The organism is Nocardia barduliensis (assembly GCF_013315795.1).
GTDB lineage: Bacteria > Actinomycetota > Actinomycetes > Mycobacteriales > Mycobacteriaceae > Nocardia > Nocardia barduliensis.
This window is the reverse complement of record NZ_JABLTE010000005.1, coordinates 15858-42331: the sequence shown is the minus strand read 5'-3', so window position 1 is coordinate 42331 and position 26474 is coordinate 15858. Positions and strand designations below refer to the sequence as shown.

Sequence of the window (26474 nt, the reverse complement as noted above, 5' to 3'; positions counted from 1 at the left end):
CGCTACGCGAGTTCTTCTTCGGCGCTTGCCGCGGGCTTCGGCGCGGCGTCGACGTCATCGATCCGGTACTTCGCCGCGGCCTCGACCGCCTTGGCGGGATCGATCCCGCCCGTCCGGCCCAGACCGGCCAGCGCGGCGACCACGATGGACTGCGCGTCGACGTTGAACACCCGTCGCGCGGCCGGGCGGGTGTCGGAGAAGCCGAAACCGTCCGTGCCGAGCGTGGTGAAATCGCCGGGCACCCACTTGCGCACCTGGTCGGGCACCGCGCGCATCCAGTCGGTCGCCGCGACGTACGGGCCTTCGACCCGCGACAGCGCCTCGGTGATGTACGGGACGCCGGGATCGGCGCCCGGGTTGCGCAGTGCGGCGATCTCCTTGTCCAGTGCCTCCTTGCGCAGTTCGCCCCACGAGGTCACCGACCACACGTCCGCCTGCACACCCCACTCCTGCGCGAGCATCGCCTGGGCGCGCAGGCCGTCCGGCACGGTGACGCCGGAGACCAAGATCTGGGCGCGCACCGCGCCCTCACCCCCGCGCTTGTACAGGTAGATGCCCTTGAGCAGACCCGCGACGTCGAGTTCCTCCGGCTCCGCCGGCTGCGGGTACGGCTCGTTGTACAGGGTGATGTAGTAGAAGACGTCCTCGCCGCCGAACTCGCCCGCGCTGCCGTGCGGATGGGTCCCCGGCAGCGGCGCCGAGCCCCGCGGCGGGGTGCCGCCGCCGTACATCCGGCGCAGGCCGTCCCGCACGATGTGCGCGATCTCGAACGCGAACGCCGGGTCGTAGGTCACCACGGCCGGGTTGGTCGAGGCGAGCAGCAGCGAGTGCCCGTCGTTGTGCTGGAGGCCCTCACCGGTCAGGGTGGTGCGCCCGGCCGTCGCTCCGAGCACGAACCCGCGAGCGAGCTGGTCGGCCGCTGCCCACAGTCCGTCACCGGTGCGCTGGAAACCGAACATCGAGTAGAAGATGTACAGCGGAATCATCGGCTCGCCGTGCGTGGCGTACGAGGTGCCCGCCGCGGTGAACGACGCCGTCGAACCGGCCTCGTTGATGCCCTCGTGCAGGATCTGCCCGACGGCGCTCTCTTTGTAGGCAAGCATCAACTCGGCGTCGACCGATGTGTACAACTGGCCGTTGCGGTTGTAGATCTTCAACGAAGGGAACCACGAGTCCATACCGAAGGTCCTGGCCTCGTCGGGGATGATCGGGACGATCCGCTTGCCGATCTCCTTGTCCCGCAGCAGCTCCTTCATCAGCCGTACCAGGGCCATCGTGGTCGCGACGTTCTGCTTGCCCGAGCCCTTGCGGACCGAGCGGTAGGCCTCGTCGCCGGGCAGCTTCAGCGGCTTGGCCGCCGCGCGCCGCTCGGGCAGGAACCCGCCGAGCGCCTTGCGCCGGTCGAGCATGTACTGCACCTCGCGGGCCTCCATACCGGGGTGGTAGTACGGCGGCAGGTACGGATCCTTCTCCAGCTCGGCGTCGCTGATCGGGATGCGCTGCAGGTCGCGGAAGTCCTTGAGGTCCTGCAAGGTCAGCTTCTTCATCTGGTGCGTGGCGTTGCGGCCCTCGAAGTGCTTGCCGAGGGTGTAGCCCTTGATGGTCTTGGCCAGGATCACCGTGGGCTGGCCCTTGTGCGCCATCGCGGCCGCGTAGGCGGCGTACACCTTGCGGTAGTCGTGGCCACCGCGCTTGAGGTTCCAGATCTCCTGGTCGGACAGGTCCTGCACCAGCGCCTTGGTGCGCGGGTCGCGGCCGAAGAAGTGGTCGCGCACGTACGCGCCGTCGTTGGCCTTGTAGGTCTGGTAGTCGCCGTCGGGGGTGCTGTTCATCAGGTTCACCAGCGCCCCGTCGCGGTCGGCGCCCAGCAGCGCGTCCCACTCGCGACCCCAGATCACCTTGATGACGTTCCAGCCCGCGCCGCGGAAGAACGACTCGAGTTCCTGGATGATCTTGCCGTTGCCGCGCACCGGGCCGTCCAGGCGCTGCAGGTTGCAGTTGACCACGAAGGTCAGGTTGTCCAGCCCCTCCATGGCCGCCACGTGCGCGAGACCGCGCGACTCCGGCTCGTCCATCTCGCCGTCGCCGAGGAACGCCCACACGTGCTGGTCGGAGGTGTCCTTGATGCCGCGGTCGTGCAGGTAGTGGTTGAACCGCGCCTGGTAGATGGCGTTCATCGGGCCCAAGCCCATGGACACCGTGGGGAACTCCCAGAAGTTGTTCAGCAACCGCGGATGCGGATAGGACGGCAGCCCGTGGCCGGGGCCGCCGTGGCTGTACTCCTGGCGGAACCCGTCGAGCTGATCGGCCGACAGCCTGCCCTCCAGGAACGCGCGGGCGTAGATGCCCGGCGAGGCGTGACCCTGGATGAAGATCGAGTCGCCGCCGCCGGAGTGATCCTTGCCGCGGAAGAAGTGGTTGAAGCCGACTTCGTAGAGCGCCGCCGAGGAGGCGTAGGTCGAGATGTGACCGCCGACGCCGATCCCGGGCCGCTGGGCGCGATGCACCATGATCGCGGCGTTCCAGCGGATCCAGGCGCGGAAGCGCCGCTCCACCTCCTCGTCGCCGGGGAACCACGGCTCGTTCTCGGTGGGAATGGTGTTCACGTAGTCGGTGGAGGTCAAGGACGGGATGGCGACACGACGTTCACCGGCCCGCTCCAGCAGTCGGAGCATGAGGTAACGCGCACGGCCGGGACCTTCCCGGTCGAGCATTTCATCGAACGACTCGAGCCATTCGCTGGTTTCCTCCGGGTCGATGTCCGGTAGGTAGGACGCCACCCCTTCGCGGATGACCCGCACCCGCCCGCCCGGCTGCGGCGGGTGCGACCCGTTCGGATCGCGGCTCGCGGCGGGCGCGGGGGCGGAGCTGGAACCGGCGGATTTCGCCGGCGCGGAAGAGTGGATCAGGTCGGTCAAATCTGCTCCTCGTACAGGGGTGGACATGCTGATGGCGTCGGTATCCCCGGGCGGTTTCGCTGGTTGGCGGACCGCCCGTTTACGAAAGGTTCGGGCGCACCATCCATCCTTGCCGATGGCGCGTCCCAAATCATCATGTCAGCCGTAAATCCAGTACCGTTCGACAGGCAAGGTGAGCAATGAGCGTGGCAGCCCTGAGGAGCGGGAGGACGATGAAGCTGCTGAACCCACGCGGGTTCGGAATGGTGTGCGCCATCGGAGCCGTCGCCATCGGTTTGGTCGTCGCGGGATGCGCCAACCGGGTGGACGGCGTGGCGGGTCCGAACGCGAGCGATCTGGCGGCGTACAAGACCGAGGCGGCGTCCTCGTCGGCGGCCGCGACCTCCTCCCGGCGCGCGGCGGCCGAGGCCAAGGCGATCGCCGACAACTGCGGCCAGTTCCCGGGCACCACCGGCGCCGGCGTGAGCCGATACAACGACTTCGTCGACGCGCACGATTCGAACGCGCCCGATTACGTCGCCAAGCGCGACACGGCGGCGCAGACCCTGGAGGACGCCGCGAACAAGGTGGAAAGCGGCGTGAACTCCGCCAGGGACGCGCTGCCCGCCGACCTGGCGGCCAAGTTGACCGAGTACGTGAACGCGGCCCGCGCGCTCGCACGCGAGACCCGCGGGATGACCTACACCGCGCCGGTCGCGGCGCTCAACGACGCCAGCAGGCGGGTCAACGACGCGCGCAACGTCGTCCGCGACTCGTGCCCGAAACGCTGAGAAAGCCCTTGACACACCATCCCAACGCGACATTCGGTAGCTATTTCGCCGGATCGGCTTGCGCTGAAGCCCATAACCATGTTCGCTTGCAACTACCTACTGTCGGGAGTTGAGGAGGACACCACCGTGGTCGCCGCGGCGGACGCGCAGAACTACGCTCAGAAGCTTGGCATTACACACGGCTTGGTTGTCCAGGAATTGGGCTGGGACGAGGACGTCGACGACGACCTGAGGGCCGACGTCGAGGAAACGATCGGCGGCGAACTCGTCGACGAGGACTCCGACGAGGTGATCGACGTCGTGCTGCTGTGGTGGCGCGACGGCGACGGTGACCTGGTGGACGCACTGATGGACGCGATCGGCCCGCTGGCCGATGACGGTTTCGTCTGGGTGCTCACCCCCAAGACCGGACAGCCCGGCCATGTAGAGCCGAGCGAAATCGCAGAATCCGCGCCGACCGCCGGTCTGACTCAGACCTCGGCGATCAGTCTCGGTTCGTGGACGGGTAGCAGGCTGGTTCAGCCCAAGGCGCCTTCGAAGCAGCGCTGAGCCACCGCGCTATGGTTTCCACCAGGGTTGGTCGTGCAGGACCGCCCGGTGGAAACCCGACACGATGGAGGATTCGCTATGCCGCTCGAGGTTGGCACTCTCGCGCCGGATTTCACGCTGAAGGACCAGAACAACCAGGAAGTGACCCTGTCCGACTTCCGTGGGAAGAAGAACGTCCTCATCGTGTTCTACCCGCTCGCCTTCACCGGGATCTGCCAGGGTGAGTTGTGCAAGGTCCGCGACGAGCTGCCCAAGTTCCAGAACGACGACGCGGAGATCCTCGCGATCTCGGTCGGCCCGCCGCCCACGCACAAGATCTGGGCCGCCGAACAGGGCTACACCTTCCCGCTGCTGTCGGATTTCTGGCCGCACGGCGCGGTGGCCCAGGCCTACGGCGTCTTCAACGCCAAGTCCGGCTACCCCAACCGCGGCACGTTCGTCGTCGACCGCGAGGGTTACATCCGCTTCGCCGAGATGAACGGCCCCGGCGAAGCCCGTGACCAGGCGGCTTGGGAGAAAGCGCTCGCCGCGCTAGATTCATAAGCCGCCGGTAACGGCACGGGCGTATAGCTCAGCGGTAGAGCACTGGTTTTACACACCAGCGGTCGGGGGTTCGATCCCCTCTGCGCCCACAGAAGAAGATGCAGGTCGGAAGGTCAGAGCCAGCATCGCCCGTGTGAGTCCCTAGGAGCACAATCCAGCCGAAGTGGTCGTGACTACTGCGCTCGGTGCGGTCATAACGGGCAGCCGGAAGGGCATCGCGCGTAGCGCCCCGGTCAAGCCGCGGTGGGGATGTGCGCGCGTTCCAGGTGGGTCCACCGCTGCTCCGCGCCGAAGGCGGTTTTCGCCGCGCGCATCTCCTCGTGGTAGCGGGCGCAGGCCGGGTCGGGTAGGCGGGGCATCAGGAGTTCTGCCGAGCAGGGTTGTCGCAGCAGTCGCAGTCGTGCCCCACCGCGTCGGCCGCGCCCAGGGCGGACGCCGGGCAGCAGGTGTCGCCGCGCCAGGCATTCGTGCCTTCCCTGACCGCGATCACCGCGATCACCAAGGCGGCTAGCGGGTCGGCCCACGACCACCCGAACAGGCTGTTGAGCAGCAAGCCGACCAGTAGCACCGCCGACAGATACGTGCACAGCAGGGTCTGCTTGGAATCCGCGACCGCCGAAGCCGATCCGAGTTCGCGTCCGGCGCGGCGCTGGGCAGCCGACAGCACCGGCATGATGACCAGACTGGCTGCCGCCAACCCGATCCCGATCGGCGAATGCCGTGCCTCCCCGACACCGGCCAGAGCGCGGATCGAGTCGACGGTGACATACAGCGCCAGCGCGAAGAACGAGAACGCGATGATCCGCAGCGCGACCTTCTCCCGCGCCTCGGGATCACGTCCGGCGAACTGCCACGCGACCGCCGCGGCGGAGGACACCTCGATCACCGAATCCAGACCGAATCCGATCAACGCCGTCGAGGACACCCGCGCGCCCTCGGTCAGCGCGACGACGGCCTCGATCACGTTGTAGGAAATCGTGCCCGCGACCAGCCAGCGGATCCGACGTGACAGCACCGCGCGCCGCGCCACGCTCGCCGCGGTCACCGGCGAAAGGGGCATCCCTAGCGATGCCATCAGCAGCACGCCTCCGTATCGGCGGCCGGGCAGCACGCCGGATCCACCGCGAGCACCAGCCCGAGCAGATCCTCCAACGCCCGTCCGATGCGGGCATCGGCCAGCTCGTAGCGACTGCGTCGGCCCTCCGGCACCGCGACCACCAGTCCGCACCCGCGCAGGCACGCCAGATGGTTGGACAAGGTCTGCCGCGACACCCCGATCCGCTCGGCCAGATCCGACGGATACGCCGAGCCCGTGCGCAAGTGCAACAGAATCTGCGTGCGGGTCGGATCCGACAGCGCGTGCCCGAAGCGGGCCAGCGCATCACCGTGCAACAAGGTCTCCACACCACTGATAGTACATGCGAATCTGTATTCAGAAACTGATGAATTGTTATGCGCGTGCGGTCAGCTCTCCCTCGGGCTGGCGACCGACTGCGCGATCACCCGCTTCGCGGAGATAGGTCAGAGTGCGGGCGGCGGGTCACCTTCGTCCTCGATCCGCTGCCGGATCGCCTCTACCGTGCGGTCCGGCGGAACACGCTCGGGCCACAGCACGGCCACCACGAACACAACCGCCGGGATGCCCGCGGCCGCAACGAATCCGAGCCACACCCACAGATCACCGGTCATCCCGCACCAGCCAGATGCACTCGTGAAGGCCGCGTGTGCCCCGGTCCGTAGCCGACATACCGCCGAGTCATCCAGTGCGTGTGCAGGTCCGCGACGCCGGTTATGGCGGCTTCGAACCCATGTAGTTCGCCGAGTTCGCGCACGATCACCGCGTGCGTGCCGAGGATGTGCACGGCCGTGAGCAGTCGGAATATCCAGCCCGATTCGGCCGAACGGAACATCATCACGTCGGTGAGGTCGAGCCCCTGCCCAGTAGCTATCCGGCGCAGCGCACGCCGCGCCGCGCCGAGGTCGGATGTCGAACCCAGGTCGACAACTCCGAGTGCGTCCATTCCCCTGCCCTCCTTGGCGTTGGCAACCCCGCCGCCGAAGACTTCGCATCAACCCGGCGACGGGGCTGAAAACACGCTAGGCGTGCGATGTTCAAGCTCTCCAGAAAAGTGCGCCTGAGTGCGCAATGCTTGCCGCTTATCGTGCAATGCGGCAACAATCGAGGCAGGGTGCGCACTCTGGCCCGCACTCACACCACGAGGGGAACTCCAATGAAGGTTCGATTCATCGGCGGTGAATCCGGCGGCGACGGGTCGCCCAGGTTGTATGTCACCGAGACCGATCCGCCGCGTTATGCGGTGCAGGGCTGGAAGACCGACAACCCCGGCACCGTTGAAATCCCGCACAAGTTGCTGTGGTTCACTGAGCCGGGCACTTGCATATCCACACTGCGCGACACCGGGCACGGCTCGTTCCACCTCGACGGCGTGCCGCTGACCGACCCGGAAGCGCTTGCGATCATGCGAATTCCGGCCCACGAGACCGCCGTGCTTGTGCCGATCGGACGGGAGGTACGCCCCGATGCGCCTACTCCACGGCGCTGATGAGCTGCGTCCGGTCTTCGCCACCATTCGGCGCCTCGCGTTTCACCTGGAAACCCACGACGACTACACGGCCGAATCCGAATCCGCGTCGCTGACCGCGTTCCGTGCCGACGAGACCATCGACCCCGGCGGGGAATGGTTCTCGGGCTGGACGAACCACGTTGCCGCCACGGTGGCACGCGGGGTGTCGGTGCGCCGCGCCCGGATCGTCTCCGAACCACACACGCTCTACACGCGCTATCTGCTCGCACTGAGTCGTCACAACATCGCCGCCGGTGAGGACATCCGCTATCTGGCCAGGCATGATGCCGATCCGTCGGACACGACCACCGAAGATTTCTGGCTGTTCGATGAGCGAGCGGTAGCGTTCTCCCTGTTCGACGCACGCGGCTACTGGGCCGGGGCGGCGCTTACCGAGGAACCCGTGATCGTTGCGCACGCGGTCGCGATCCGTGATCGGGTGTGGTCGGCGGCGATCCCGTTCGACGAGTACACGGACCGGTGAACGGGGCAGCGCGGGCACGGGTGGCTCTCGGGGCGCGGCTCCGAGAGCTGCGCAAAGACGCCGGGCTCGACGGTCGGCAACTGTCCACCGCCGCTGCATGGCACTGGTCGAAAACCTCCAGGATCGAGCTGGGCAAGCAGATGCCGAGCGAATCCGACCTGGCGGTGTGGTGCCGCGTGTGTGATGCTCCGCTGGCGCTGCCCGATCTGATCGCCGCGCTGCGCAATGTCCAAGCCCAGTGGACGGAGTGGAAGCGCATCACTGCGACCGGACACACCCGCCGCCAGCAGCGCGGCCGGGACCTCGAAGCCGAGACCCGGCAGCTCCGCATCTACAACCCGACGATCGTGCCCGGCCTGCTCCAGACGGAGCAGTACGCCCACGCCGTACTCGCGCAGTGCATCCGGTTTCTCGGCACCCTCGATGATCTGGACACGGCAGTTGCGGCTCGGATGGCACGACAGGACATTTTGCGCACCGGCGGCACGCGGGTGGCCGTGCTGATCCACGAAGCGGGACTACACACCACGCTCGGCGACGATGAGGTGACCGCCGGGCAACTCCGGCACCTGCTCAGTGTCGCGTTCGGCAATCCCCGCCTGTCCTTCGGAGTCGTGCCGCTACGAGCGGAGTTCGTCTACCTCTCCGGCAGCTTCCACCTGTTCGATCGTCGGAAGGCCCTGATCGAAACCGCCAGCGCCGAACTCAGTATTACCGCGCGCACCGAACTGGAGCTGTACGAACGACTCTGGGATGGGCTGCACCACCACGCCGTCTACGGGAACGCGGCCCGCGCGCTGATCACCGCCGCACTGGATCGGCGAACGGGTGGCAGGTAACGCCGCCCGAATCGGTATCGTCGCGATATGCCCGCCCTGATCGCTCCTACTACACGTCTGCATGCCGCTTGGCTCGAGGCGCACCGTGAGTGGGGGCCCGGGCCGCACGAGGACGGCTTCGGGCTGCGGCTGTACGACGAGGTGGATTCGCCGACCGGGTTCGCGGCGTGGGTGGCCCGGCTGGCTGACGAACCAGGTCAGGCGGTCGAGGGCGGCCGGGCGCAGTGCACCTACCGGTGGATCGCCGAGGGCGAGCGGGTGCTCGGCGGGATCGCTCTGCGGCACGGGATGGACGACTTCGTGCAAAGGGCCGGCCACATCGGCTATGGCATCCGACCATCCGCGCGCCGACGCGGCCTGGCCACCTGGGCGCTGGGCCGGATGCTCGACGAAGCGGAAAACCTCGGCATGGACCGGGTGCTGATCGTCTGCGCGGCCGACAACATCGCCTCGGCGAAGACCATCGAGCGCCAGGGCGGTGTCCTCGAGAGCATCGTGGACACCGACCTCGGCCCGGCACGGCGTTACTGGATCGCCACCGGCGCGTCCGGCGGCCCGACCGCTGCGGCCGGCAGGTAAAGCCCCTGGGTGGGGAAACCTCGGCCACACGGCGGCGATGACTCGGCAGGGCAATCCGGTATTCGATCCTCAACTTGCTGGCAGCCGCCAGCGGCCACTACTTGGCGCTGCGGCATTTCCCGGCCAGGTCGGTCGGTGCGGGGTACAGGCCCGGTGCCCACGTCCGATAGCGAGCAGCGGTGTTCCGTGCGCCGCCGGGTCAGGCCGATCGGCGGGCGGTGACCAAGAGGTACTCCCACTCCATGCGTCCGTTGCCCAGGTCGTGGCGGGTGGCGAGTTCCGCTAGTGACCGGTCCAACTCCGCGATCCGGTCGGGTTCGCCGGCGATGGCCTTGTACACCGCGACCGTCGGTCCGTAATAGGACTTGAAGAAGTCGCGGAACTCGGCGCCGTCGGCGAAACGGTCGATGACCGCGTTCTCGCGCCGTAACTCCAGGTCGGTGACGCGATCGCCGAACAGTTCCCGGACGTGCTCCTCGTCGCCCCACCGCGGGGGCGGCAGCGCGCCGGGCGGGGGCGGCGGCGCGAACGGTTTCATCGTGGCGAACATCTGCCCGATGAATCCGGTGGGCGTCCAGTTGATCAGCCCGATGGTGCCGCCCGGTTTGACCACGCGCACCACTTCGTCGGCGGCCGCCTGGTGGAACGGCGCGAACATGACGCCTACGCAGGACATCACGACATCGAACTCGGCATCGGAGTAGGGCAACGCCTCGGCGTCGGCTTCCTGCCATTGCAGCTCAACGCCCCTGGCCGCGGCGATACGCCGACCCGCCTCGAACAACTCCGGCGTCAGGTCGCTGGCCACGACATCCGCGCCGGTCTCCGCGGCCGGGATCGCGGCGTTCCCGGATCCGGCCGCGATGTCCAGCACCCGTTGCCCAGGGCCGATACGGCAGACTTCGACCAGATGCCGGCCCAGCCCCGGGATGACCTCCGTGGCGATGGCGGGGTAGTCGCCCAGCGCCCACATCGCGCGATGCCGCTTCTTGAGATCCGCAGAACCCGATTCGGTCATCTGACGCTCCCTCTGTAGTCGGGGCCGGTGATGCTGCCGAAGATAGCTACCGATACTCGAACTGCGCGCCGACCCGATGGTTACCCGGCAGAGGTCACCACAAACGGGCGTACCCGCGCAAGAGGTCAACGCATTCCCCATCCTATGGACGGCGTAGCACGCAAGATCTTGCTCGCTGCCCGAACTTTCCGGACGATTTTCGATCTGTCCGCCGAGCCGAACCTTTGCGAGTATCGAAATCGTATTCGAACTTCAATAGTTAGGCCGTCCGTGAAATCGACCTCCAGGAGCCCTCGGCATATCGCATTCATCATCGATGGCAATCGGCGATGGGCTCGAGACCGCGATCTTCTTCCATCGACCGGGCACGAGGCAGGCTACCGCAATGTGCTCACCATCGACGCGGCGTGCCGGCAACGGGAAATCGCCTGGCGGTCGTATTACCTGCTTTCGTCGGCCAATATGCGGCGCAGCGGCGCGGAAGTCGAGCATCTCGTCCACCTGCTGACGAGTTTCTTCCGTGAGTGGACTACGGCCACTGACGCCACCCCCCACCTCGTCGGGGAAATCGGCTCCGGCGAGCTGCCGTCGGCGCTGCGAGCCGAGGCTCGAGGGCTGTTGAACCTGTGCGGGCGCACCGCCGCCGAGAATGCGAACAACGTCGCTTTCTTCGTCAACTACGGCGGCGAATCAGGGCACACGAAGGCGGCGCGCACTCACTGCCTCGGTCATATTCCGCCGGTGGATCTCGTTGTCCGGACCGGAGGCGAGCGCCGCCTCAGCGGCTTCATTCCACCCCAGGTCGCTTTCAGCGAATTGGCGTTCGTCGACGAGTACTGGCCCGAATTCTCCGACATTCATCTGGAAGTCGTCCTCGACGAATTCGCGTCTCGGGATCGGCGCTTCGGCGGCGATCCGGTCGCGCAGCCCCGGGTCGACGCGTGAGCGCCCGCACGACCGATGTGCTCGTGATCGGCGCCGGGCCGACCGGTCTGGCCGCTGCTGCGGGCTGTGTCCGCGCGGGCCTCGGCGTCACGATCGTGGAGCGGGCCGCGACGGTCGGCGGCCTGGCACGGTCGGCCGAGATCGCGGGCTTCGAGGTCGATCCCGGCGGGCATCGCTTGCTCGCGACCACAGTGCGACAACGTCGCGCCTGGTCGGAACTGGCTGACGAGCTGGGCCGGTTGCCACTGCATACGGTCGGTCGCCGCAGCGGCATACTCCGGCGCGGGCGGGTGCTCGCCTACCCGGTCGAATGGCCACAGTTCGCCCAGGTGACGCCGTGGGGAACTCGGCTGAGGGCAGCGGCCTCCATGGTGCGCCGCCGGGTTCGGCCACTGCCCGACGAGGACTCGCTGTCGGCCTGGGTGACCAATCGCTACGGCGACTATCTCACCAAGACATTGATGGATTTCCACGCGCGCAAGGTGTTCGGTGTCGAGCCGACAGACATCCCGGCGGCGTGGGCAGCGCAGCGAATCGCGGTGCCGCCGCTGCGTGAAGTGCTGAAAGCCGCGCTACCTCGGTTACCGCACTGCCACCATGTCTCGACGGAAAGCGATCATTTCCTGTATCCGGACGGGGGTCTCGGGCGGCTTTGGTCTCGCTTCGCCGAATCCCTCGAGGGAGCGAAGCTGCTGTTCGACTCCCACCCCACCGCTATCGGGAGAGCGGATTCCGGCGAACTGTCGGTAGCTGTCCGCGGTCCGGGTGGCTCGACCACCATCACCGCCCGCAGGGTCATCTCCACGGCGCCGCCGGAAGACCTCGCTTCCTGCATCGGCCTGCCATCGCTCGGTGCGCGACTCGCGCGCCGCGCGATCCGGCGGGATCTGATCGTCGCGCTCGTGCGGCTGTCGTCGCTGCCGCGCATGTGGGAGAACTACCAGTGGTTGTACACCCATGATGTCGGCGTTCGCGCCAATCGGTTCCAGAACTACAGCGCCTGGCGGGGATTGGCGTGCCCGCCCGGACTCATCGGCTTGGAGTACACGATTCCGGCGGGCCACGCCCCCGACTACACCGACGAGGTACACCGTGACCTGTCGATCATCTACGGCGGCGAGTACGAGTTGCTCGGCTTCGACATCTTGCCCAACGCGTACGCGAACTTCGAAGCCACCCGCGACCTGCTCGACGAACTCGACGCCGATCTGGCCCGGTTCGGCCCGGGACTGATCAGCACAGGACGACAAGGCGCCGGCGTGTACATCAATCTGGATCAGGCGCTGCGACTCGGCCGGCGGGCTGCCTCCGTGCCCGCCGACTACGCGGGAGTGCTCGGCGGCGGCGAATACTCCTCCTACCAGGAACGCCAGTGATCAGAACCGCCCGTCCGGTCGATCATCGCGGCCCCGGACGGTTCTCGGCTCGCACCTGAACTGTCGGTTCTGGGGAACTCCGCGCACTGCGCGTTCAGAAGAAATGACACTGGTCCGGCGGCAGAACGCGGACCAAGCACAAACCGACGATGCCGAAGAACAACACGCTGGCGATCGCGCCACGTACCGAGTCGACAACACCCGGGGGCAGATCCACCACCGAGGCGACCGGCTCGGCGGTGATCTCGGCCGTCGCGGTAGCAGGGGCAGCTGTCGCGACAGTCAGTGCGATCGCGGTGGCCGCGACGACGCGCAGAGCGGCATGCTTCATGGTCGACTCCTAGCTTTCGGCCCCGACCGTATGACGACCCTACGTCCACCGACGAGCGCGGGACAGCCGCCAGTTCTGGTGGGACGCAGACGGAGCGGAGCTGCGATGATCGGATCGCGCGTCGACGCCAGGCGCCGCGACTACTGTCGGGGCCATGTCGACCGAACACGCGACGCCCCGTCCCGCACCTTCCTTCCATACGGACGCGATATCCGCCGATCGGCCCGGCGAGGCGGCCGACGACCCGATGGCCCTGCTGGTCGAGATCCTCGATCTTCAGGCGGCGCTGCCCGGCATTCGGCGGATGCGGCGATGGGGGCACGACGCCCTCGCGGTCGGGCCGGGTGAGCGAGCCCTGGACATCGGTGCGGGCACGGGTTCCGAGGTACTCGAATTCGCCGAGCGTGTCGGACCGGACGGCGAGGCCGTCGGTGTCGATCCCAATCCCGCGATGCTCGCCGTCGCCGGTGCGCGAGCCGAGGCCGCGGGGGTGCGCGCCCGTTTCGTCGAGGGCACCGCCTACCGCCTGCCCTTCCCGGACGATTCCTTCGACGCGGTCCGTTGCGAACGCGTCTACCAGCACCTCGACGACCCGGCCGCCGCCACCGCCGAGATCGCGCGGGTACTGCGGCCGGGTGGGCGCGTGCTGCTCATCGACAGCGACTGGCAAACCGCCATCGTCCATCCGGGCGATGAAGACGTGCTCGCCCGCCTGTCCGAGGCGATGCTCACCACCACCCCGAACCCGAAGTCGGGCCGAAGCCTGCGCGGCCTGCTCACCGCTGCCGGATTCGCCATCGACGACGTGGGTTCGGAGGCGGTGATCTGGGATCCGGAGACCATCCGCCCCCTCTTCGCCCAGATGACCGAACGCGCCCACACCGACGGCGTGATCACCGACCAGGAACGTCGAGACCTCGCTGCCGCCATGGAAGACGGGATCGCCCGAGGCGACTACCACCTCTCGGTCACCATGTTCGCCGTCCTGGGACATCTGGGGCCGCACGCCGAATGAGAACGCTGCGCCGACCGGCGACAAAGACCGGTCGAGCTGCGCCACAGTGCTGAGAATCCGAGCTGGGAGCCGGTGCGCTCTCATCGTTGCCGTACCGCATCCGGCCGGATGCGCCCCGCCTCGACCAACGTCCGCCAAGCGACCGTCTTCCGAGGGCACTCACCCACGCGACAGGAACGGTGCCGCTGCATGACCGTCTGCGCCTCCCGCACACCCATCGCGTAGTCCGGCGCGGCATGCGGGGAACCCATCGGCCGAGCCGCCGGATTCGAGTCGGTGCGCTCGCTGTGCACTCGCCGGGTGATCTCGTCCACGCTGCGACCCTCCGGCACCCGGACCGGCCGCAGCCACACCGCCGTGCCGAGCACCAAGACCAGCAGGACCGCCCCCAACACGAGCGCCGACAATTGCCACCCGGTCACGGCAACCTCCGGTACGGATGGTCGGCGGGAAGCAGGGACGGCCACCGATACTTGCGCGGATAGGTCTGCTCCGGCGTGATCAAATCGCATAGTTCGGTCACCGCACGGGCAAACGGCTCGACATGCGCCAACCCCGGCACGATCACCGCTACCGCCTCGACTACCCGGATATGCTCGATCGCCAGTAAGGCCGCCGTCCTGACCGCCGTATCGCAGACGACTACCTCCGCCACGAAATACCCGCGGACAGCGGCTATTTCACGGATGACGCATTCGTCCTGCTCCCCGCTCTCGCCGGACACCGCCCGCCGAACGAATCCCAACGCATTCGGCCCCAGCGCATCCGGCACACAGCTGATCTCCCGATCCATCCCCTGCAACTCCCCTGCTCGACCCGTCGGTGGGCGCCAGCCGCCGTGTGCGCACGAAGCGCACAGCATCGACCTGACTGGACTGCGCAGCACGCTAGGCCGTTGTCGAAGTGCCGCTGGGTACGCTTCGTACCTGGCACAGCCGGTGAACGCTCGATTCGTCTCTCTGCGGCCGAGGCCATCCGGCTACGCTTGACTCACCGGAACAGCGGCGAGAGGGGTTCAGCCGTGTACAGCTCTGATGAGGATGTCTCGATAGGCGCGCGGATTCGACGGCATCGGGAACGGGCCGGTATGTCACGCCCCGTCCTAGCGGGCTTGGTCGGCCGATCCGCCGAGTGGTTGAAGGCCGTGGAGAACGGCCGTCTTCGGAGCCCGCGCCTACCGATGCTGGTGCGAATCGCCCGCGCCCTGGAATTGGACGATCTGGCCGAGTTGACCGGAGATGGGCACGCAGTTCCGATCGCGGTCTTCGCCGGCGAACGCCATGCGGCCCTGACCGACGTGCAGTCGGCGCTGACGGACTACCGCGTGGCGGCCCCGGACGAATCCGCTGGCACCGAGCACCTGGCTCTGCGACTGCGACAGGCATGGCACGTGCGCCACGCGAGCCCGGATCACCGTACCCAGCTCGGCTCGCTACTGCCCGGATTGATCAGGGACGCGCAGAACGCCGTACGCCTTCGCGGCGATGATCAGCGGGCCGCCCGGCGTGTGCTGGCCGGGGTGTACCAGCTCGCGGACTTCTTCGTGGCATACCAACCCGCGCCGGAACTCGTCTGGCTCGTCGCCGACCGTGCCCTGAACGAGGGGTACGAGGCAGACGACCCCTATCTGATCGCGAGCGGTGCCTGGTCGATGGTGCAGGCCCTGCGGGACTCCGGCCGCTGGGATGAAGGAATCGCGCTGGCGCGCACTGCAATCACTCAACTAGAGCCTTACCTGGACCGAGATGACACGTCCAACGACTGGCACGGGATCGCGGGGGCTCTCCAGGCCGAGATCGCCTATGTGCATGCCCGTCGCGGCCGCTACGGCGAAGCGTGGGCGTACTGGGAATCGGCCCACCGGATCGCCCAGCGACTCGGACCTACCTACCGGCACGTTCAGACATCGTTCTCGATCCCGGTGATGCAGGCACACGCTACGACACTCGGAGTGGAGCTGCGTCGAACAGGTGAAGGACTACGCGCGGCTCGCGCGATGGATGCCGACCGGATCACGTCCGTTCCACGCCGCAGCCGCCATTTCATCGAAGTGGCGCGCGCCCACTACCAGCGTGACGAATTCGCAGCCGCGCTGGCGATGCTCGACAAGTCGGAACGTACGGCACGGGAGACGATTCGATACAACGGATACGCGCGCGACATGCTGAACGCGCTGCTGAAACGACCGCCCTCGGGAATGCGCAACGACGTTCGAGCTCTGTGCGAGCGAGTCGGCGTCGCGCCACACTGAGACGGGAACACCACAACCCTTGTCGGCAGCGACTCCGGTGAACGCGATCCAGTGACCAACGGCTTTCAACCGGTTCGGTTTTCCACGCTTCTGGTGGCGGACAGGGTGTAGGAGAAGCGGCGGATTCGGGGCAGCCAGGTGTGCAGATCCGACAGGTCGCGCAGGTCGGCCACCGCGGAGATCCCGACGAGCCCGCTGTGCAGCCGGTTCCACTGCGGCAGGCGGCTTTCCGGCAATGGGCCGATGATCCGGTTGGTCCAGCCGTCGGCCGATCGCCGCGGTTCGACGTCGTCGACGAAGCTCGACCAAAGCTGCTCGGACGGGCGGTGCGCCAGGCCGCCGCCGATGCCGCCGTCCCGATCCGGTCGCGCGTACAGGACGCTGTCGAGCAGCCGGGCGTGGGCGGTGAGCAGTCCGAGCAGGACCACGACGGCCTGGTACTCCCCCGGGCTGCCGTCGACGCCCAGGAAACGGGACGCGTCGGACAGATCGCGGGTCGCCCGCACCATGCGGTAGAGGTTGATGAGCCGTTTGGCTTCGCGGGGTGTATCGATCAGCAGATCCAGCGCGGCCAGAACCTGGATCTCCGATTCGGTGAGCGTCCAGAGCCGGTCGACCGGCACGGCCCACGACCGCTGCCGGTCGACTTCGGATCCGCGCTCGACGGTGATCGCGGCGGGATCGACGGAGCCGCCGTCCACCGGATCGGGCAGGCGCAGCGGCGCCACGCCGACGCGCGGATACGTCGCGCGGATCGGCGGAGAGCCGTCTTCCTCGTCGATGGCACGCAGGAAGCGCTCCAAACTCCCCGACGGCATACCCGGCAGCACCAAGGGGATGTTCAGGATCTTCTCCAGATAGTCCTCCGGCGTGTGCCGGGTGTCCGCCGGGTCGCCGAAGGCGCCGTCGCCCAGCAGTTCGGCGTACCGGCTGTGCAGCGAGCGCAGCAGCCACTGCGGATCGACCCCGACGACCACGATGAACAACTCGAAGGCCAGCAGCAGATGCACCGCCTGGAGCACGTCGACGACCTGGTCGGGCCGGCAGCGGTCGAGATCGTCGATGTAGAGCACGATGCGATCGACCGGACGGCGGGTCTCCCACTCTTCGGGCCGAGCCTGCCAGTCGGCCATCAGCTCGATCAGCTGCTCGAAGTCCTTCCGGATGGTCGAGACGAGACCGAGGCTTCCGGTGTAGGAGGCGCTGTCGGCACGCTCGGCGAGAAACGTGTAGAGCCTGCGGCCCGGGGTCAGCTCGGCCAGCTGTCTGCCGAGTTCACCGACATGCGCCACCACGTCCTCGAGCTGGGCTTGCGCGACCCGCTGGTCGGCCTCGGCGGCGCGCAGCCTGTTGAGGGTCTCCGCCATGTCCTCATGGACGGTGGCCACCGCGGCCCGGCTCATCTCGGAGCGCACGTCCTCGGTCACTTCCCGCAGATCCTGCAGCCCGTCGCGGGCGCGCTTCAGGAAGGCCAACCCCAGGCCGCCGGTGCAGACGGTGACGACGCCGACCACGGCGACCAGCACTTCCCGTATCGCGGGCGCCAGGAACGCAGCCGACACGCCCAGTACCAGCAGACCGGCCGCCACCGTCAACGCGATCCGGCCGTTGCGCTCGGAGGCCGCCCGGCGCAATGCCCCCGCTTCGGTCAGTGTGCCGTGCATCTGGTCGGACAGCAGCTTCGCCTGCTCGATCTCGTCGGCGATGCCGAGCTTGCGCCACAGGCTGTCGACCTTGGCCTGGAATACGCCCGAGTTCCGCAGCGCGGTCAGCAGGTCCCGTGCGGAGGCTTCGCGTTCCGCGACCGCCCGGTCGACTTCGGCCTGCAAGCTGGCGGCGACCGCCCGCGCCTCGCGAGTGGCCGTCTGCAATTGGTGGCGTTGTTCCAGACGGTCGGCGAGTTCGGCGCGAATCTGTTCCGCGCGTTGCTGTGCGGAGGGCCCGCTACCGGCGAGTTGCCGGAAGATCTCGTCCCCGAGGCTCGCCCACAGGTTGGTGTCCGCGTAATGCCAAGCGTTGAAACCGATCTGCACGATCTCGGCGCAGTATCGATCGTCGCCCGATGCCGCCAGCACGCGAACCCGCTCGCGGAGCATGGCCATGAAGTAACTTTTGCCAGAGCCCCATTCGCCGAAAAGCCCGATGGAGAGCGGGAGCGGCGTCGTCCGGTCGGCCATGACGGTGGCCAGCATGGAGACGTAGGGCCCGAAGCCGAGCCGATCCTCGCTGAGCGGTATCCCGACATTGGGGTTCACCAGGTCACGGGCCACGCCACCGGCCAGCTCGAAGACCCCGGCCTGCGTCAGCCTTTGGAACTCCTGCCTGATCGTTTCTTCGAGCTCCGCTGTCCGGCACAGGAAGACGAGTTGCTCCGGCCGTGCGGCGCCCTGCGCTTGGAGCGCCTCGACGACGGCGGGCACCAGGACAGCGGCGACACGCTGCGCGGGCTCGGCCAGTACTCCGGTACCGAGCAGCGGAAGCCCGAGCGACCGCGCTCCGTTCGCGGCAGCTGCCTCGACCGAGCTTCGCGCCGCGGCGCGCAGGGAAGCCTCTGTGACGTCTCCGAGGTCGTTCGCCTGGTCACGCGGCGTCACCAGGATGGCCTGTCGCAGCGAAGATTCGGGACTCGGTGGCAGATCCAGCACGAAAGGCTGGTCGGCGCGGATCCGGTCGAACGGCACAGCATCCCATGGCGCTCGCGGATGCTGCCGCGACACCGCCCGCCCCAGCGAACCGAGGCTGCCGCCCACCGACACCACGATCGAATCGATGGCCAGTTCCTCCCATGGCCGCTCCGTCCGGGCGACCGAATACCGGACGCCGGAGATATCGCCCAGAATGTCGCCGTTCGGCACTGCCACCCCTCAAACCTGCTAGACGCCCCGATTCCCCGACCGGGGGGAAGTGTAGTGCAGCAGGCGATGCCCTACCCCACGTCTCGGCGCAGCCAGGTGACCTCGGCGCCGGTTTCCGTTCCGTAGCGGTAGATTTCGAGGTCCTCGTCCCAGGGGGTGCCGAGGGCGCGGTCGATTTCGGCGGCCAGGTCGTAGGCGGAGTACTTGCCGAGTTCACGGGTGGCTTGCAGCATGGCGCGCAGGCGCATCTCGCCGATCATGACATCGCCGTTGGCGCTCGTGGAGCCGTGCCACAGACCGAGGCCGGGAACGAAGCTGTAGCGCTCACCGTCCACGCCGTCGCTGGGGTCCTCGGTCACCTCGAAGCGCAGAACCGGCCAGGAGCGCAACGATTGGGCGATCTTGGAGGCGGTGCCGACGGGGCCGATCCACTCACTGGTGGCGCGCAGTTGACCATCGGCCGGTTGGGCGGTCCAGCGCAGCTTCGCCGGGGCGCCGAGGGCCGAGGTGAGTGCCCATTCGACATGCGGGCACAGCGCGGCAGGCGACGAGTGGATGTAGACCACACCCGCCGTCGCGTCCGCGAACTGACTCGATGCGCGCACCACCAACACCTCCAGCTTCGACGAGGAACGTCTTCCCCAACGATTCGTCGAACTGGCGTTGCCCGAGTGTACTGGAGTGCCCGAAGTTACGCGTGTTACTTCGCAACCGTGTCGCGCGTGGCGGTCACCTCCGCGATGACGGCATCGCTCAGTGGTGGCCAGGCCGCGCGCGCCCAGTCGCCGAAATTCTCGTCGCTCAAGGCGAGACACGCCAACCCCGTTTCCGGGTCAACCCATAAAAATGTCCCGGATTGGCCGAAATGTCCATAGGTTTGTGGCGAATTCGTGCCACCGGTCCAGTGCGGCGCCTTGCCGTCGCGGATCTCGAAGCCCAGCCCCCAGTCGTTGGGGCGCTGCGAACCGAAGCCGGGCAGCACGCCGTTGAGGCCCGGGAACTGGACCGAGGTGGCCTCCGCGTGGGTTTGCGCCGAGATCAACCGCGGATTCAGCAATTCGGCGGCGAAGCGCGCGAGATCCGCCGCGCTGGAGCGTCCGGCGTGCCCGGCAGGCCCGGCCAGCACCGAATCCGTCATGCCGAGCGGCCGGAACACCGCGTCGCGCAGGTACTCGTCGAACGCGATGCCGGTCTGCTCGGTGACGAACGCGGCGAGCACCTCGAAGCCCGCGCTGGAGTAGATCCGCTTGCTACCGGGCGGCGCCTGCACGTCGGTGGTGTCGAAGGCGAGCCCCGAGGCGTGCGCCAGCAGATGACGCACGGTGGCGCCGGGCGGCCCCGCGGGCTGGTCGAGTTCGACCGCGCCCTCCTCCACCGCGACCAGCACGGCGTAGGCCACCAGCGGCTTGGTCACCGACGCGAGCGGGAACACCCGCTCGGCGGAGCCTTCGCTCGCGATGGCGCCGTCAGCGGTGACGACCGCGGACGCCGCATGCCGAACCGGCCAGTCCCGAATCTGTTCGAGTGAACGCACCCTACGAGCCTACGAGAACCGCGTGACTGCCATCGACTCACCATGAGTGAAAGGCCCACTGTTCACGGTGACGTCGCGTCCGGTTTCGAACCGGCCGCCGACGCCTTCCGCCGCGACTTCGAGCGCCGACGACGTCCGCAGCCGCGACCTGCGCGAAGCCCTGCCGCGCTGCAAGATCTGAGCGCCTTCGTTCCGTAGACTGACCACGCTCGAGCAGCGGTAGCCGATCCCGGAATCGAGGAGGCCCTGGTGGCGGAGCATCCCGCGAACATCGACGCGTATCTGGCCGGATTCCCGGACGACGTGCGCGAGATACTGAGCGGGATCCGCGCCGCCATCCGGCGGGCGCTGCCCGACGCCACCGAGGCGATCAGCTACGACATCCCCACCTTCAAGCTGCACGGCCGCAATGTCGTGCACTTCGCGGGGTGGCAGCGGCATGTCAGCCTCTACCCGATCCCGGACGGCGATCCGGCGCTGGAACGCGAACTCGAGCCGTACCGGGCGGGCAAGGGAACGCTGCGGTTCCGGCTCGGCGAACCGGTGCCGTACGAGTTGATCGCACGAATCGCCACCGCGCTCGCCGAGCGACGCTGAGGCGGTCTACCAGTCCGCCTCGGTGTACTTGATGATGCCGCGGATGTTCTTGCCGTCCAGCATGTCCTGGTAGCCCTGGTTGATCTCCTCCAGGGAGTAGCTGCGGGTGACCATGTCGTCCAGGTTCAGCTGACCGGCCTTGTACAGCGCGAGCAGGCGCGGCGCGTCCTGGCGGGCGTTGCCGCCGCCGAAGATGCAGCCCTTCACCGTCTTCTGCAGCATCGACAGCAGGAAGCTGTTCAGTTTGACGTCGTTCTCGTCCATCCGGCCCATCGAGGTGACCACCAGGGTGCCCGCCTTCGAGGTGAGGATCAGGCCCTCCTCGATGTACTCGCCGTGCATCTCGCCCATGGTCAGGATGACCTTCTCGGCCATCCGGCCCTCGGTGGCCTCCATCAGCGGCATGATCGCGGCGGCCATGCTCTCGTAGGTGTGCGTGGCGCCGAACTTCTGCGCCTGCTCGCGCTTCCACGGATTCGGGTCGATGGCCACCACCTTCGAGGCACCGGAGAGCACCGCGCCCTGCAGCGCGCTCATGCCGACACCGCCGATGCCCGCGATCACCACGGTTTCGCCAGGAGACACCTGGGCGACGTGGGTGGAGGAGCCGAAGCCGGTGGGGACGCCGCAGCCGACCAGGCAGGCCACCTCGAACGGAATGCTCGGGTCGATCTTCACCACCGAGGTGTGGTGCACCGTCATGTACGGCGCGAAGGTGCCCAGCAGGCACATCGGGATGACGTTCTCGCCGCGGGCCTGGATGCGGTAGGTGCCGTCGCTGATCGCCTGCCCCATCAGCAGGCCAGCGCCCAGGTCGCACAGCGCCATGTGGCCTGCCACGCACGCCGGACAGCGGCCGCAGGCGGGGATGAACGACAGGATCACGTGGTCGCCGACTTGCAAGTCGGCCGGGCAGTTCGGGCCGAGTTTGGTGATCACGCCCGCGCCCTCGTGCCCGCCCATGACGGGGAAGGACGGCATCGGGGTCGCGCCGGTCACGATGTGATGGTCGGAGTGGCACATACCCGCGGTTTCCATCCGGATCTGCACCTCGCCCGCGACCGGGTCGCCGACCTCGATCTCCTCCACCGACCACGGCTGGTCGATCCCCCACAGGATCGCGCCCTTCGTCTTCATTCCTGTCGACCCTCTCGCATGCACGTGCTTATATGTGACTACACCCACAGTACGAGAAAAATGTAACGCGTTCTAGTACCGCTCGGAAAATTCGTCGGTATAGCGTGACCTTCTCCCCGAACGCGTTACAGTTTCGCGACACCTCCACCCCGGACGTCGTGCACGTGATGCACCAGGTCGTGCACGAAATACCGCGCGAACGACTCCACCGTGAACAGCGCGCCGTCGCTGCGCGCGCCACGCAGGCCACGCCGCTCGGGCGGCACCGATTCGAAGGAGCGCGCCATCCGCTCGGCGGCCTCGTCCAGCTCCGCGGCCACCCGAGCCGGGTCCTGCTCGTTGTAGCGATCGCCGACCGCGGTGGCGTCCTGGTCCCAATTCGGGAAACGCGGTGGCTCGCCCTCGGGGGTACCGGCCAGCATCATGGCGAGGCGAGTGTCGAACAGGCGGCACACGTCGCGCACGTGAGCCCCGTATTCCAAGGCCGACCAAGTCGATTCGTCGGGCCGCTCGCGCACATCAGTGCGTTCGAGCACGGCGGCGAAGCGGACGGCCGCCTCCCGGGTGAGCGCGGGCACGGCTTCGTAGGCGGTTGCGGCGGCGTCGAAGCCACACTGCGGACAGGGGCGCTCGAGCACCCAGGTCCAGTCTTTGACATCGGGAACGATCGGCATGCGCTCAACCTAGGCGCGACCGGATGACACCTTCCACCGATATCCGGTCACCTGTCGGCAACATCCCGACAGTCACTCCATCAGCCGCTGCGCCCGCTCGAAGAGTTCCAGTGTGATCGCGTGCAGGAAGTCGCCGACCTGCTTGGGAGCCTTGCCCGCGAACGCGCGGGCGTGGGTGCCCTCCAGCACGATGCCGAGCTTGAAGCAGGCCAGCACGGTGTACCAGGACATGGCGCTCAGATCACGCTCGGAGAACTGCCCGTAGTGGGCGATCATCTCCTCGGCCGTCGGCAGGCCGCCGACCGCGCCGAGTTTTCCGACCAGCGCCGCACCGGTGGTGCCCGGCTCCGGGCGGGTGGCGATCTGCCAGCCGAGGTCCAGCAGCGGGTCGCCGATGGTGGACATCTCCCAGTCGACCATCGCCGCCACCTGCGGCCCGTCGAAGGAGAACATCATGTTCGCCAGATGACAGTCACCGTGCAGGATGCCCGGGGTCCACTCGGCGGGGCGGTTGCGGTCCAGCCACTCCCCGACCGCCCCCACACCGGGGATCTCCGGGCCGGGGTAGCCCTCGTTGGCCGAATAGGACTCGAGCTCACCGAGCCAGCGCGGCACCTGACGCTCCAGGAAACCCTCCGGCTTGCCGTAGTCGGCCAGGCCGAGCGCCTGATAGTCCAGCGCGCCGAGCCGCGCGATGGCCTCGACCGCGGAAAGGCCCATCTGCCTGCGCATCTCCGGGTCGCTCGCGTGCGGCTCGGGCAGTTCGTTCTGCGGATTGAACCCGTGGATCGGCTCCATCAGGTAGAAGACCGCGCCGAGCACCGACTCGTCGGTGCAGGCCGCGATCACCCGGGGCGCGCGGACCTCGGCGCCGCCCAGCGCGCCGAGCAGCCTGGCCTCGCGCCGGATCACGTCGTTGCTCTTCGCGCGCAGATGCTTCGGCCCCCGGCGCAGCACGTAGGTCCGGCCGCCCCGCGCGAAGCGGAGCATGATGTTCTGCGTTCCGCCGCCGAGCGCGGTCACGTCCTCGAACTCGCCCGCGGGCAGACCCTGCTCGTCCATCCACTTTCCGACGACGGCGAAGTCGACGACCGCGGGATCCACATCGACCGGTTGCGCAACAGACATGCCCCACATTGTGCACCACCGGCCGAGCCGAACTGAAGGCAGACGACAACAGTTAGCTCCGACCGGCGCGGCGTAGGGTTTCCAGAACCATGCACACGCTGTTGATCGACAATTACGACTCGTTCACCTACAACCTGTATCAGCTGATCAGCGAGGTGAACGGCGTCGAGCCGACGGTCGTGCGCAACGACGAGGCGAGGACGGTCGCCGAACTCGATCCGTGGCGCTTCGACAACGTGGTCGTCTCGCCCGGCCCCGGGCGGCCGGACGTGGCGCGCGACATGGGGATCTCCACGGCGGTGATCCGCGAATGCGACCTGCCGCTGCTCGGGGTGTGCCTGGGCCATCAGGGCATCGTGGTCGCGGCCGGCGGCGTGGTGGCCGGGTCGCCCACCGCCAGGCACGGGTACCTCGATCGGATCGAGCACGACGGGCGGGACCTGTTCGCCGGAATCCCGCAGGGCTTCACCGCCGTGCGCTACCACTCGCTGTGCGCGCTGCGGCCGCTGCCGGACGAGCTGGAGGTCACGGCGCTGTCCGGCGACGGCGTGGTCATGGGCGTGCGGCACCGCACGCGACCACAGTGGGGCGTGCAGTTCCACCCGGAATCGATCGCGGGCGATTTCGGCGCGGCATTGCTGCGCAACTTCGCGAAGCTCACCGCCACGCACGGAAGCCGGCGTGCCCGTCTCCCCCACAGCCGATCGGTGGGTATCGAGCGCGGCGCCGCCGCGATGCCCGTCGCCACCGGCTTCCCGCTTCCCATGGCACGTACCGAAGCGCCGACCGGTACCCACGTGCCGCTCGCACCCGAGCAGTTCCCCGCCGCGGCGGTCGAGCTCGAGCGCCCCGCGGAATCGTCGGCCGCGCGCACCGATCCGGTGCGCACCGACCCCCCGGTGCCGCGGACCTTCCGGCTCCAGCGGGCCGTCATCGAACGGCCGATCGATACCGAGAGCGCGTTCGGGCAGTTGTACGGCAACTCTCCCACCGCTTTCTGGCTCGACAGCGAGCATGTCGAACCGGGGGCGGACCGGTTCTCCTTTCTCGGGGACGCCAGCGGCCCCCTGGCCGAGGTGCTGCGCTACCGCGTGGGCGACGGCGAGGTGACCGTGGAGTCCGCCGACGGGCGCAGGCGCACCGCACCGGGCGGCATCCTGGAGTTCCTGTCCGCCGAACTGCGTACGCGCAGACTCGAACTGCCCGACCTGCCCTTCGATTTCGCCGGTGGCTACGTCGGCTACCTCGGTTACGAGATCAAAGCCGACTGCGGCGGGAACGCGGTGCACCGCGCGCCCACGCCGGACGCGCAGTGGATCTTCGCCGACCGGCTGGTGGTGGTCGACCACGTCGGCGGGCAGACGCACCTGCTCGCGCTGAGCGACGACGTGGCCACCGCGCGATCCGGCGCGGACTGGCTGCGGGACACCCGCGAAATCCTGGAAGCCCTACCGACCTGGTCGAATCCGCCGACGCTCGAGGTACCGCAGGACAGCGACGCCGTCGCGCCGCTGCTCACCCGAGGCCGGAAACGCTATCTCGCCGACATCGCGGTCTGCCAGGAGCAGTTGCACGCGGGCGAGTCCTACGAGATCTGCCTGACCGACAGCGCCACGATCCCCGCCGCCGCGGCCGACGGCCTCGACTTCTACCGCACCCTGCGCCGGTGCAATCCCGCGCCGTACGCCGCCTATCTGCGCTTCGACGACCTCGACATCGCCTGCTCGTCGCCGGAGCGGTTCCTCAAGATCGATCGCCGACGCGTCGTGGAGAGCAAACCGATCAAGGGCACCGCACCGCGCGGCGCGACACCCGAGCAGGACGAGCGGCTGCGGCGCGAACTGGCGGACAGCCCGAAGACCAGGGCGGAAAACCTGATGATCGTCGACCTGCTGCGCAACGATCTCGGCCGGGTCTGCGAGATCGGCAGCGTGTACGTCCCGAAGCTGATGGCCACCGAGCAGTACGCGACGGTGCACCAGCTGGTGTCGACGGTGCGCGGCAGGCTGCGGCCGGAGGTCGGCGTGGTCGATTGCCTGCGCGCGTGTTTCCCCGGCGGCTCGATGACCGGTGCGCCGAAGCTGCGCACCATGGAGATCATCGATGCGCTGGAAACCGAGGCGCGCGGCGTCTATTCGGGCACGATCGGCTATCTCGGGCTCGGCGGCACCGCCGACCTCAACATCGTCATCCGCACCGCCGTCCGCTACGGCGGACGCTGGCGGATCGGGGCGGGCGGCGCCATCGTGCTCGACTCCGATCCGGCCGAGGAATACCACGAGGTCCTGCTCAAGGCCGCCGCCACGCTGCGCGCCGCCGCCGATCACGCGCACCGCTGATCGACCC

General features: G+C 68.0%; 29 protein-coding genes and 1 tRNA gene. 14 read left to right on the top strand and 16 right to left on the bottom strand.

Going from position 1 to position 26474, the window contains the following annotated elements:
* Window positions 1–2: 2 nt before the first annotated feature.
* Window positions 3–2918, bottom strand: a complete 2916-nt coding sequence (gene aceE / locus HOV91_RS03840; RefSeq protein ID WP_174184030.1) for a pyruvate dehydrogenase (acetyl-transferring), homodimeric type — start codon at window positions 2916–2918, stop codon at window positions 3–5.
* Between the two features lie 212 nt (window positions 2919–3130).
* On the opposite strand from aceE, the gene HOV91_RS03835 reads away from it, so the two are divergent.
* The 4 genes from HOV91_RS03835 (at window position 3131) to HOV91_RS03820 (ending at window position 4869) form a co-directional block, all read left to right on the top strand.
* A complete protein-coding gene (locus HOV91_RS03835; protein WP_174184029.1) occupies window positions 3131–3688 on the top strand; it encodes an Rv2240c family protein in 558 nt (185 codons plus the stop codon).
* Between the two features lie 126 nt (window positions 3689–3814).
* On the top strand, window positions 3815–4237 hold the full coding sequence (locus HOV91_RS03830) for a DUF3052 domain-containing protein (RefSeq protein WP_174184115.1): 423 nt from the start codon (window positions 3815–3817) through the stop codon (window positions 4235–4237).
* Between the two features lie 78 nt (window positions 4238–4315).
* Window positions 4316–4780 (top strand): peroxiredoxin, encoded by a 465-nt coding sequence (locus HOV91_RS03825; RefSeq protein WP_174184028.1) that lies wholly within the window; start codon window positions 4316–4318, stop codon window positions 4778–4780.
* 17 nt (window positions 4781–4797) lie between these two features.
* Window positions 4798–4869 (top strand) — tRNA-Val (locus HOV91_RS03820).
* A gap of 144 nt (window positions 4870–5013) precedes the next feature.
* Here HOV91_RS03820 and HOV91_RS39405 read toward each other — a convergent pair.
* From HOV91_RS39405 to HOV91_RS03800, 5 genes are all read right to left on the bottom strand, one after another.
* Entirely contained in the window at window positions 5014–5139 is a 126-nt protein-coding gene (locus tag HOV91_RS39405) for a DUF3703 domain-containing protein (RefSeq protein ID WP_217439430.1), read from the bottom strand.
* The gene (locus HOV91_RS03815; RefSeq protein WP_438822629.1) at window positions 5139–5858 is read right to left on the bottom strand and encodes a cation efflux transmembrane domain-containing protein; all 720 of its coding nucleotides are present in this window, start codon (window positions 5856–5858) and stop codon (window positions 5139–5141) included. The genes HOV91_RS39405 and HOV91_RS03815 overlap by 1 nt, the downstream gene beginning before the upstream one ends.
* Window positions 5855–6184, bottom strand: a complete 330-nt coding sequence (locus HOV91_RS03810) for an ArsR/SmtB family transcription factor (RefSeq protein WP_174184027.1) — start codon at window positions 6182–6184, stop codon at window positions 5855–5857. The genes HOV91_RS03815 and HOV91_RS03810 overlap by 4 nt, the downstream gene beginning before the upstream one ends.
* 117 nt (window positions 6185–6301) lie before the next feature.
* Window positions 6302–6469 (bottom strand): hypothetical protein, encoded by a 168-nt coding sequence (locus HOV91_RS03805; protein WP_174184026.1) that lies wholly within the window; start codon window positions 6467–6469, stop codon window positions 6302–6304.
* Window positions 6466–6801 (bottom strand): hypothetical protein, encoded by a 336-nt coding sequence (locus HOV91_RS03800; protein ID WP_174184025.1) that lies wholly within the window; start codon window positions 6799–6801, stop codon window positions 6466–6468. Before HOV91_RS03800 ends, HOV91_RS03805 begins: the two co-directional genes overlap by 4 nt.
* Window positions 6802–6888: 87 nt before the next feature.
* Between HOV91_RS03800 and HOV91_RS03795 the strand changes: the two genes are divergently transcribed.
* From HOV91_RS03795 to HOV91_RS03780, 4 genes are read left to right on the top strand one after another with little or no spacing between them, the layout of a single operon-like run.
* Window positions 6889–7344, top strand: a complete 456-nt coding sequence (locus tag HOV91_RS03795; RefSeq protein ID WP_246349798.1) for a hypothetical protein — start codon at window positions 6889–6891, stop codon at window positions 7342–7344.
* Window positions 7322–7849, top strand: a complete 528-nt coding sequence (locus tag HOV91_RS03790; protein ID WP_174184024.1) for a DUF6879 family protein — start codon at window positions 7322–7324, stop codon at window positions 7847–7849. The genes HOV91_RS03795 and HOV91_RS03790 overlap by 23 nt, the downstream gene beginning before the upstream one ends.
* Entirely contained in the window at window positions 7846–8688 is an 843-nt protein-coding gene (locus HOV91_RS03785) for a helix-turn-helix domain-containing protein (protein WP_174184023.1), read from the top strand. Before HOV91_RS03790 ends, HOV91_RS03785 begins: the two co-directional genes overlap by 4 nt.
* 27 nt (window positions 8689–8715) lie before the next feature.
* Window positions 8716–9267 (top strand): GNAT family N-acetyltransferase, encoded by a 552-nt coding sequence (locus HOV91_RS03780; protein WP_174184022.1) that lies wholly within the window; start codon window positions 8716–8718, stop codon window positions 9265–9267.
* A gap of 199 nt (window positions 9268–9466) precedes the next feature.
* Here HOV91_RS03780 and HOV91_RS03775 read toward each other — a convergent pair whose 3' ends face one another.
* Window positions 9467–10285, bottom strand: coding sequence for a class I SAM-dependent methyltransferase (locus HOV91_RS03775; RefSeq protein WP_174184021.1), 819 nt, complete (start codon window positions 10283–10285; stop codon window positions 9467–9469).
* 144 nt (window positions 10286–10429) lie between these two features.
* Between HOV91_RS03775 and HOV91_RS03770 the strand changes: the two genes are divergently transcribed.
* Together HOV91_RS03770 and HOV91_RS03765 are read left to right on the top strand one after the other, a co-directional pair.
* Window positions 10430–11230, top strand: a complete 801-nt coding sequence (locus HOV91_RS03770; protein WP_174184020.1) for an undecaprenyl diphosphate synthase family protein — start codon at window positions 10430–10432, stop codon at window positions 11228–11230.
* Window positions 11227–12606, top strand: coding sequence for a protoporphyrinogen/coproporphyrinogen oxidase (locus HOV91_RS03765; RefSeq protein WP_174184019.1), 1380 nt, complete (start codon window positions 11227–11229; stop codon window positions 12604–12606). Before HOV91_RS03770 ends, HOV91_RS03765 begins: the two co-directional genes overlap by 4 nt.
* A gap of 94 nt (window positions 12607–12700) precedes the next feature.
* Here HOV91_RS03765 and HOV91_RS03760 read toward each other — a convergent pair whose 3' ends face one another.
* Window positions 12701–12937: a hypothetical protein gene (locus HOV91_RS03760; protein WP_174184018.1), complete on the bottom strand. Its 237-nt coding sequence runs from the start codon at window positions 12935–12937 to the stop codon at window positions 12701–12703.
* Window positions 12938–13091: 154 nt separating this feature from the next.
* Between HOV91_RS03760 and HOV91_RS03755 the strand changes: the two genes are divergently transcribed.
* Window positions 13092–13952, top strand: a complete 861-nt coding sequence (locus HOV91_RS03755; protein WP_246349797.1) for a methyltransferase domain-containing protein — start codon at window positions 13092–13094, stop codon at window positions 13950–13952.
* A gap of 80 nt (window positions 13953–14032) precedes the next feature.
* On the opposite strand, the gene HOV91_RS03750 is transcribed toward HOV91_RS03755, so the two are convergent.
* Both HOV91_RS03750 and HOV91_RS03745 read right to left on the bottom strand, forming a co-directional pair.
* Window positions 14033–14374 (bottom strand): hypothetical protein, encoded by a 342-nt coding sequence (locus HOV91_RS03750; RefSeq protein WP_174184017.1) that lies wholly within the window; start codon window positions 14372–14374, stop codon window positions 14033–14035.
* On the bottom strand, window positions 14371–14745 hold the full coding sequence (locus HOV91_RS03745; RefSeq protein WP_174184016.1) for a hypothetical protein: 375 nt from the start codon (window positions 14743–14745) through the stop codon (window positions 14371–14373). Before HOV91_RS03745 ends, HOV91_RS03750 begins: the two co-directional genes overlap by 4 nt.
* Before the next feature lie 228 nt (window positions 14746–14973).
* Between HOV91_RS03745 and HOV91_RS03740 the strand changes: the two genes are divergently transcribed.
* Window positions 14974–16203 carry a helix-turn-helix domain-containing protein gene (locus HOV91_RS03740; RefSeq protein WP_312884454.1) on the top strand — a complete coding sequence of 410 codons (1230 nt, stop codon included), beginning with the start codon at window positions 14974–14976 and terminating at the stop codon, window positions 16201–16203.
* 65 nt (window positions 16204–16268) lie between these two features.
* On the opposite strand, the gene HOV91_RS03735 is transcribed toward HOV91_RS03740, so the two are convergent.
* From HOV91_RS03735 to HOV91_RS03725, 3 genes are all read right to left on the bottom strand, one after another.
* Entirely contained in the window at window positions 16269–19064 is a 2796-nt protein-coding gene (locus HOV91_RS03735; RefSeq protein WP_174184014.1) for a P-loop NTPase fold protein, read from the bottom strand.
* 65 nt (window positions 19065–19129) lie between these two features.
* Entirely contained in the window at window positions 19130–19663 is a 534-nt protein-coding gene (locus tag HOV91_RS03730; RefSeq protein ID WP_043722247.1) for a DUF3145 domain-containing protein, read from the bottom strand.
* Window positions 19664–19758: 95 nt separating this feature from the next.
* The gene (locus HOV91_RS03725) at window positions 19759–20592 is read right to left on the bottom strand and encodes a serine hydrolase domain-containing protein (protein ID WP_174184013.1); all 834 of its coding nucleotides are present in this window, start codon (window positions 20590–20592) and stop codon (window positions 19759–19761) included.
* A gap of 249 nt (window positions 20593–20841) precedes the next feature.
* Between HOV91_RS03725 and HOV91_RS03720 the strand changes: the two genes are divergently transcribed.
* Window positions 20842–21189, top strand: a complete 348-nt coding sequence (locus tag HOV91_RS03720) for an iron chaperone (RefSeq protein WP_174184012.1) — start codon at window positions 20842–20844, stop codon at window positions 21187–21189.
* 6 nt (window positions 21190–21195) lie between these two features.
* On the opposite strand, the gene HOV91_RS03715 is transcribed toward HOV91_RS03720, so the two are convergent.
* The 3 genes from HOV91_RS03715 to HOV91_RS03705 form a co-directional block, all read right to left on the bottom strand.
* Window positions 21196–22326 (bottom strand): NDMA-dependent alcohol dehydrogenase, encoded by a 1131-nt coding sequence (locus HOV91_RS03715; RefSeq protein ID WP_174184011.1) that lies wholly within the window; start codon window positions 22324–22326, stop codon window positions 21196–21198.
* A gap of 125 nt (window positions 22327–22451) precedes the next feature.
* Complete coding sequence (locus HOV91_RS03710; RefSeq protein ID WP_174184010.1) at window positions 22452–23000, bottom strand: DinB family protein; 549 nt, start codon at window positions 22998–23000, stop codon at window positions 22452–22454.
* 72 nt (window positions 23001–23072) lie between these two features.
* Window positions 23073–24128 carry a phosphotransferase family protein gene (locus HOV91_RS03705; RefSeq protein ID WP_438822626.1) on the bottom strand — a complete coding sequence of 352 codons (1056 nt, stop codon included), beginning with the start codon at window positions 24126–24128 and terminating at the stop codon, window positions 23073–23075.
* An 89-nt stretch (window positions 24129–24217) separates the two neighbouring features.
* On the opposite strand from HOV91_RS03705, the gene pabB reads away from it, so the two are divergent.
* A complete protein-coding gene (gene pabB / locus HOV91_RS03700; RefSeq protein ID WP_174184008.1) occupies window positions 24218–26467 on the top strand; it encodes an aminodeoxychorismate synthase component I in 2250 nt (749 codons plus the stop codon).
* Window positions 26468–26474: the final 7 nt, after the last annotated feature.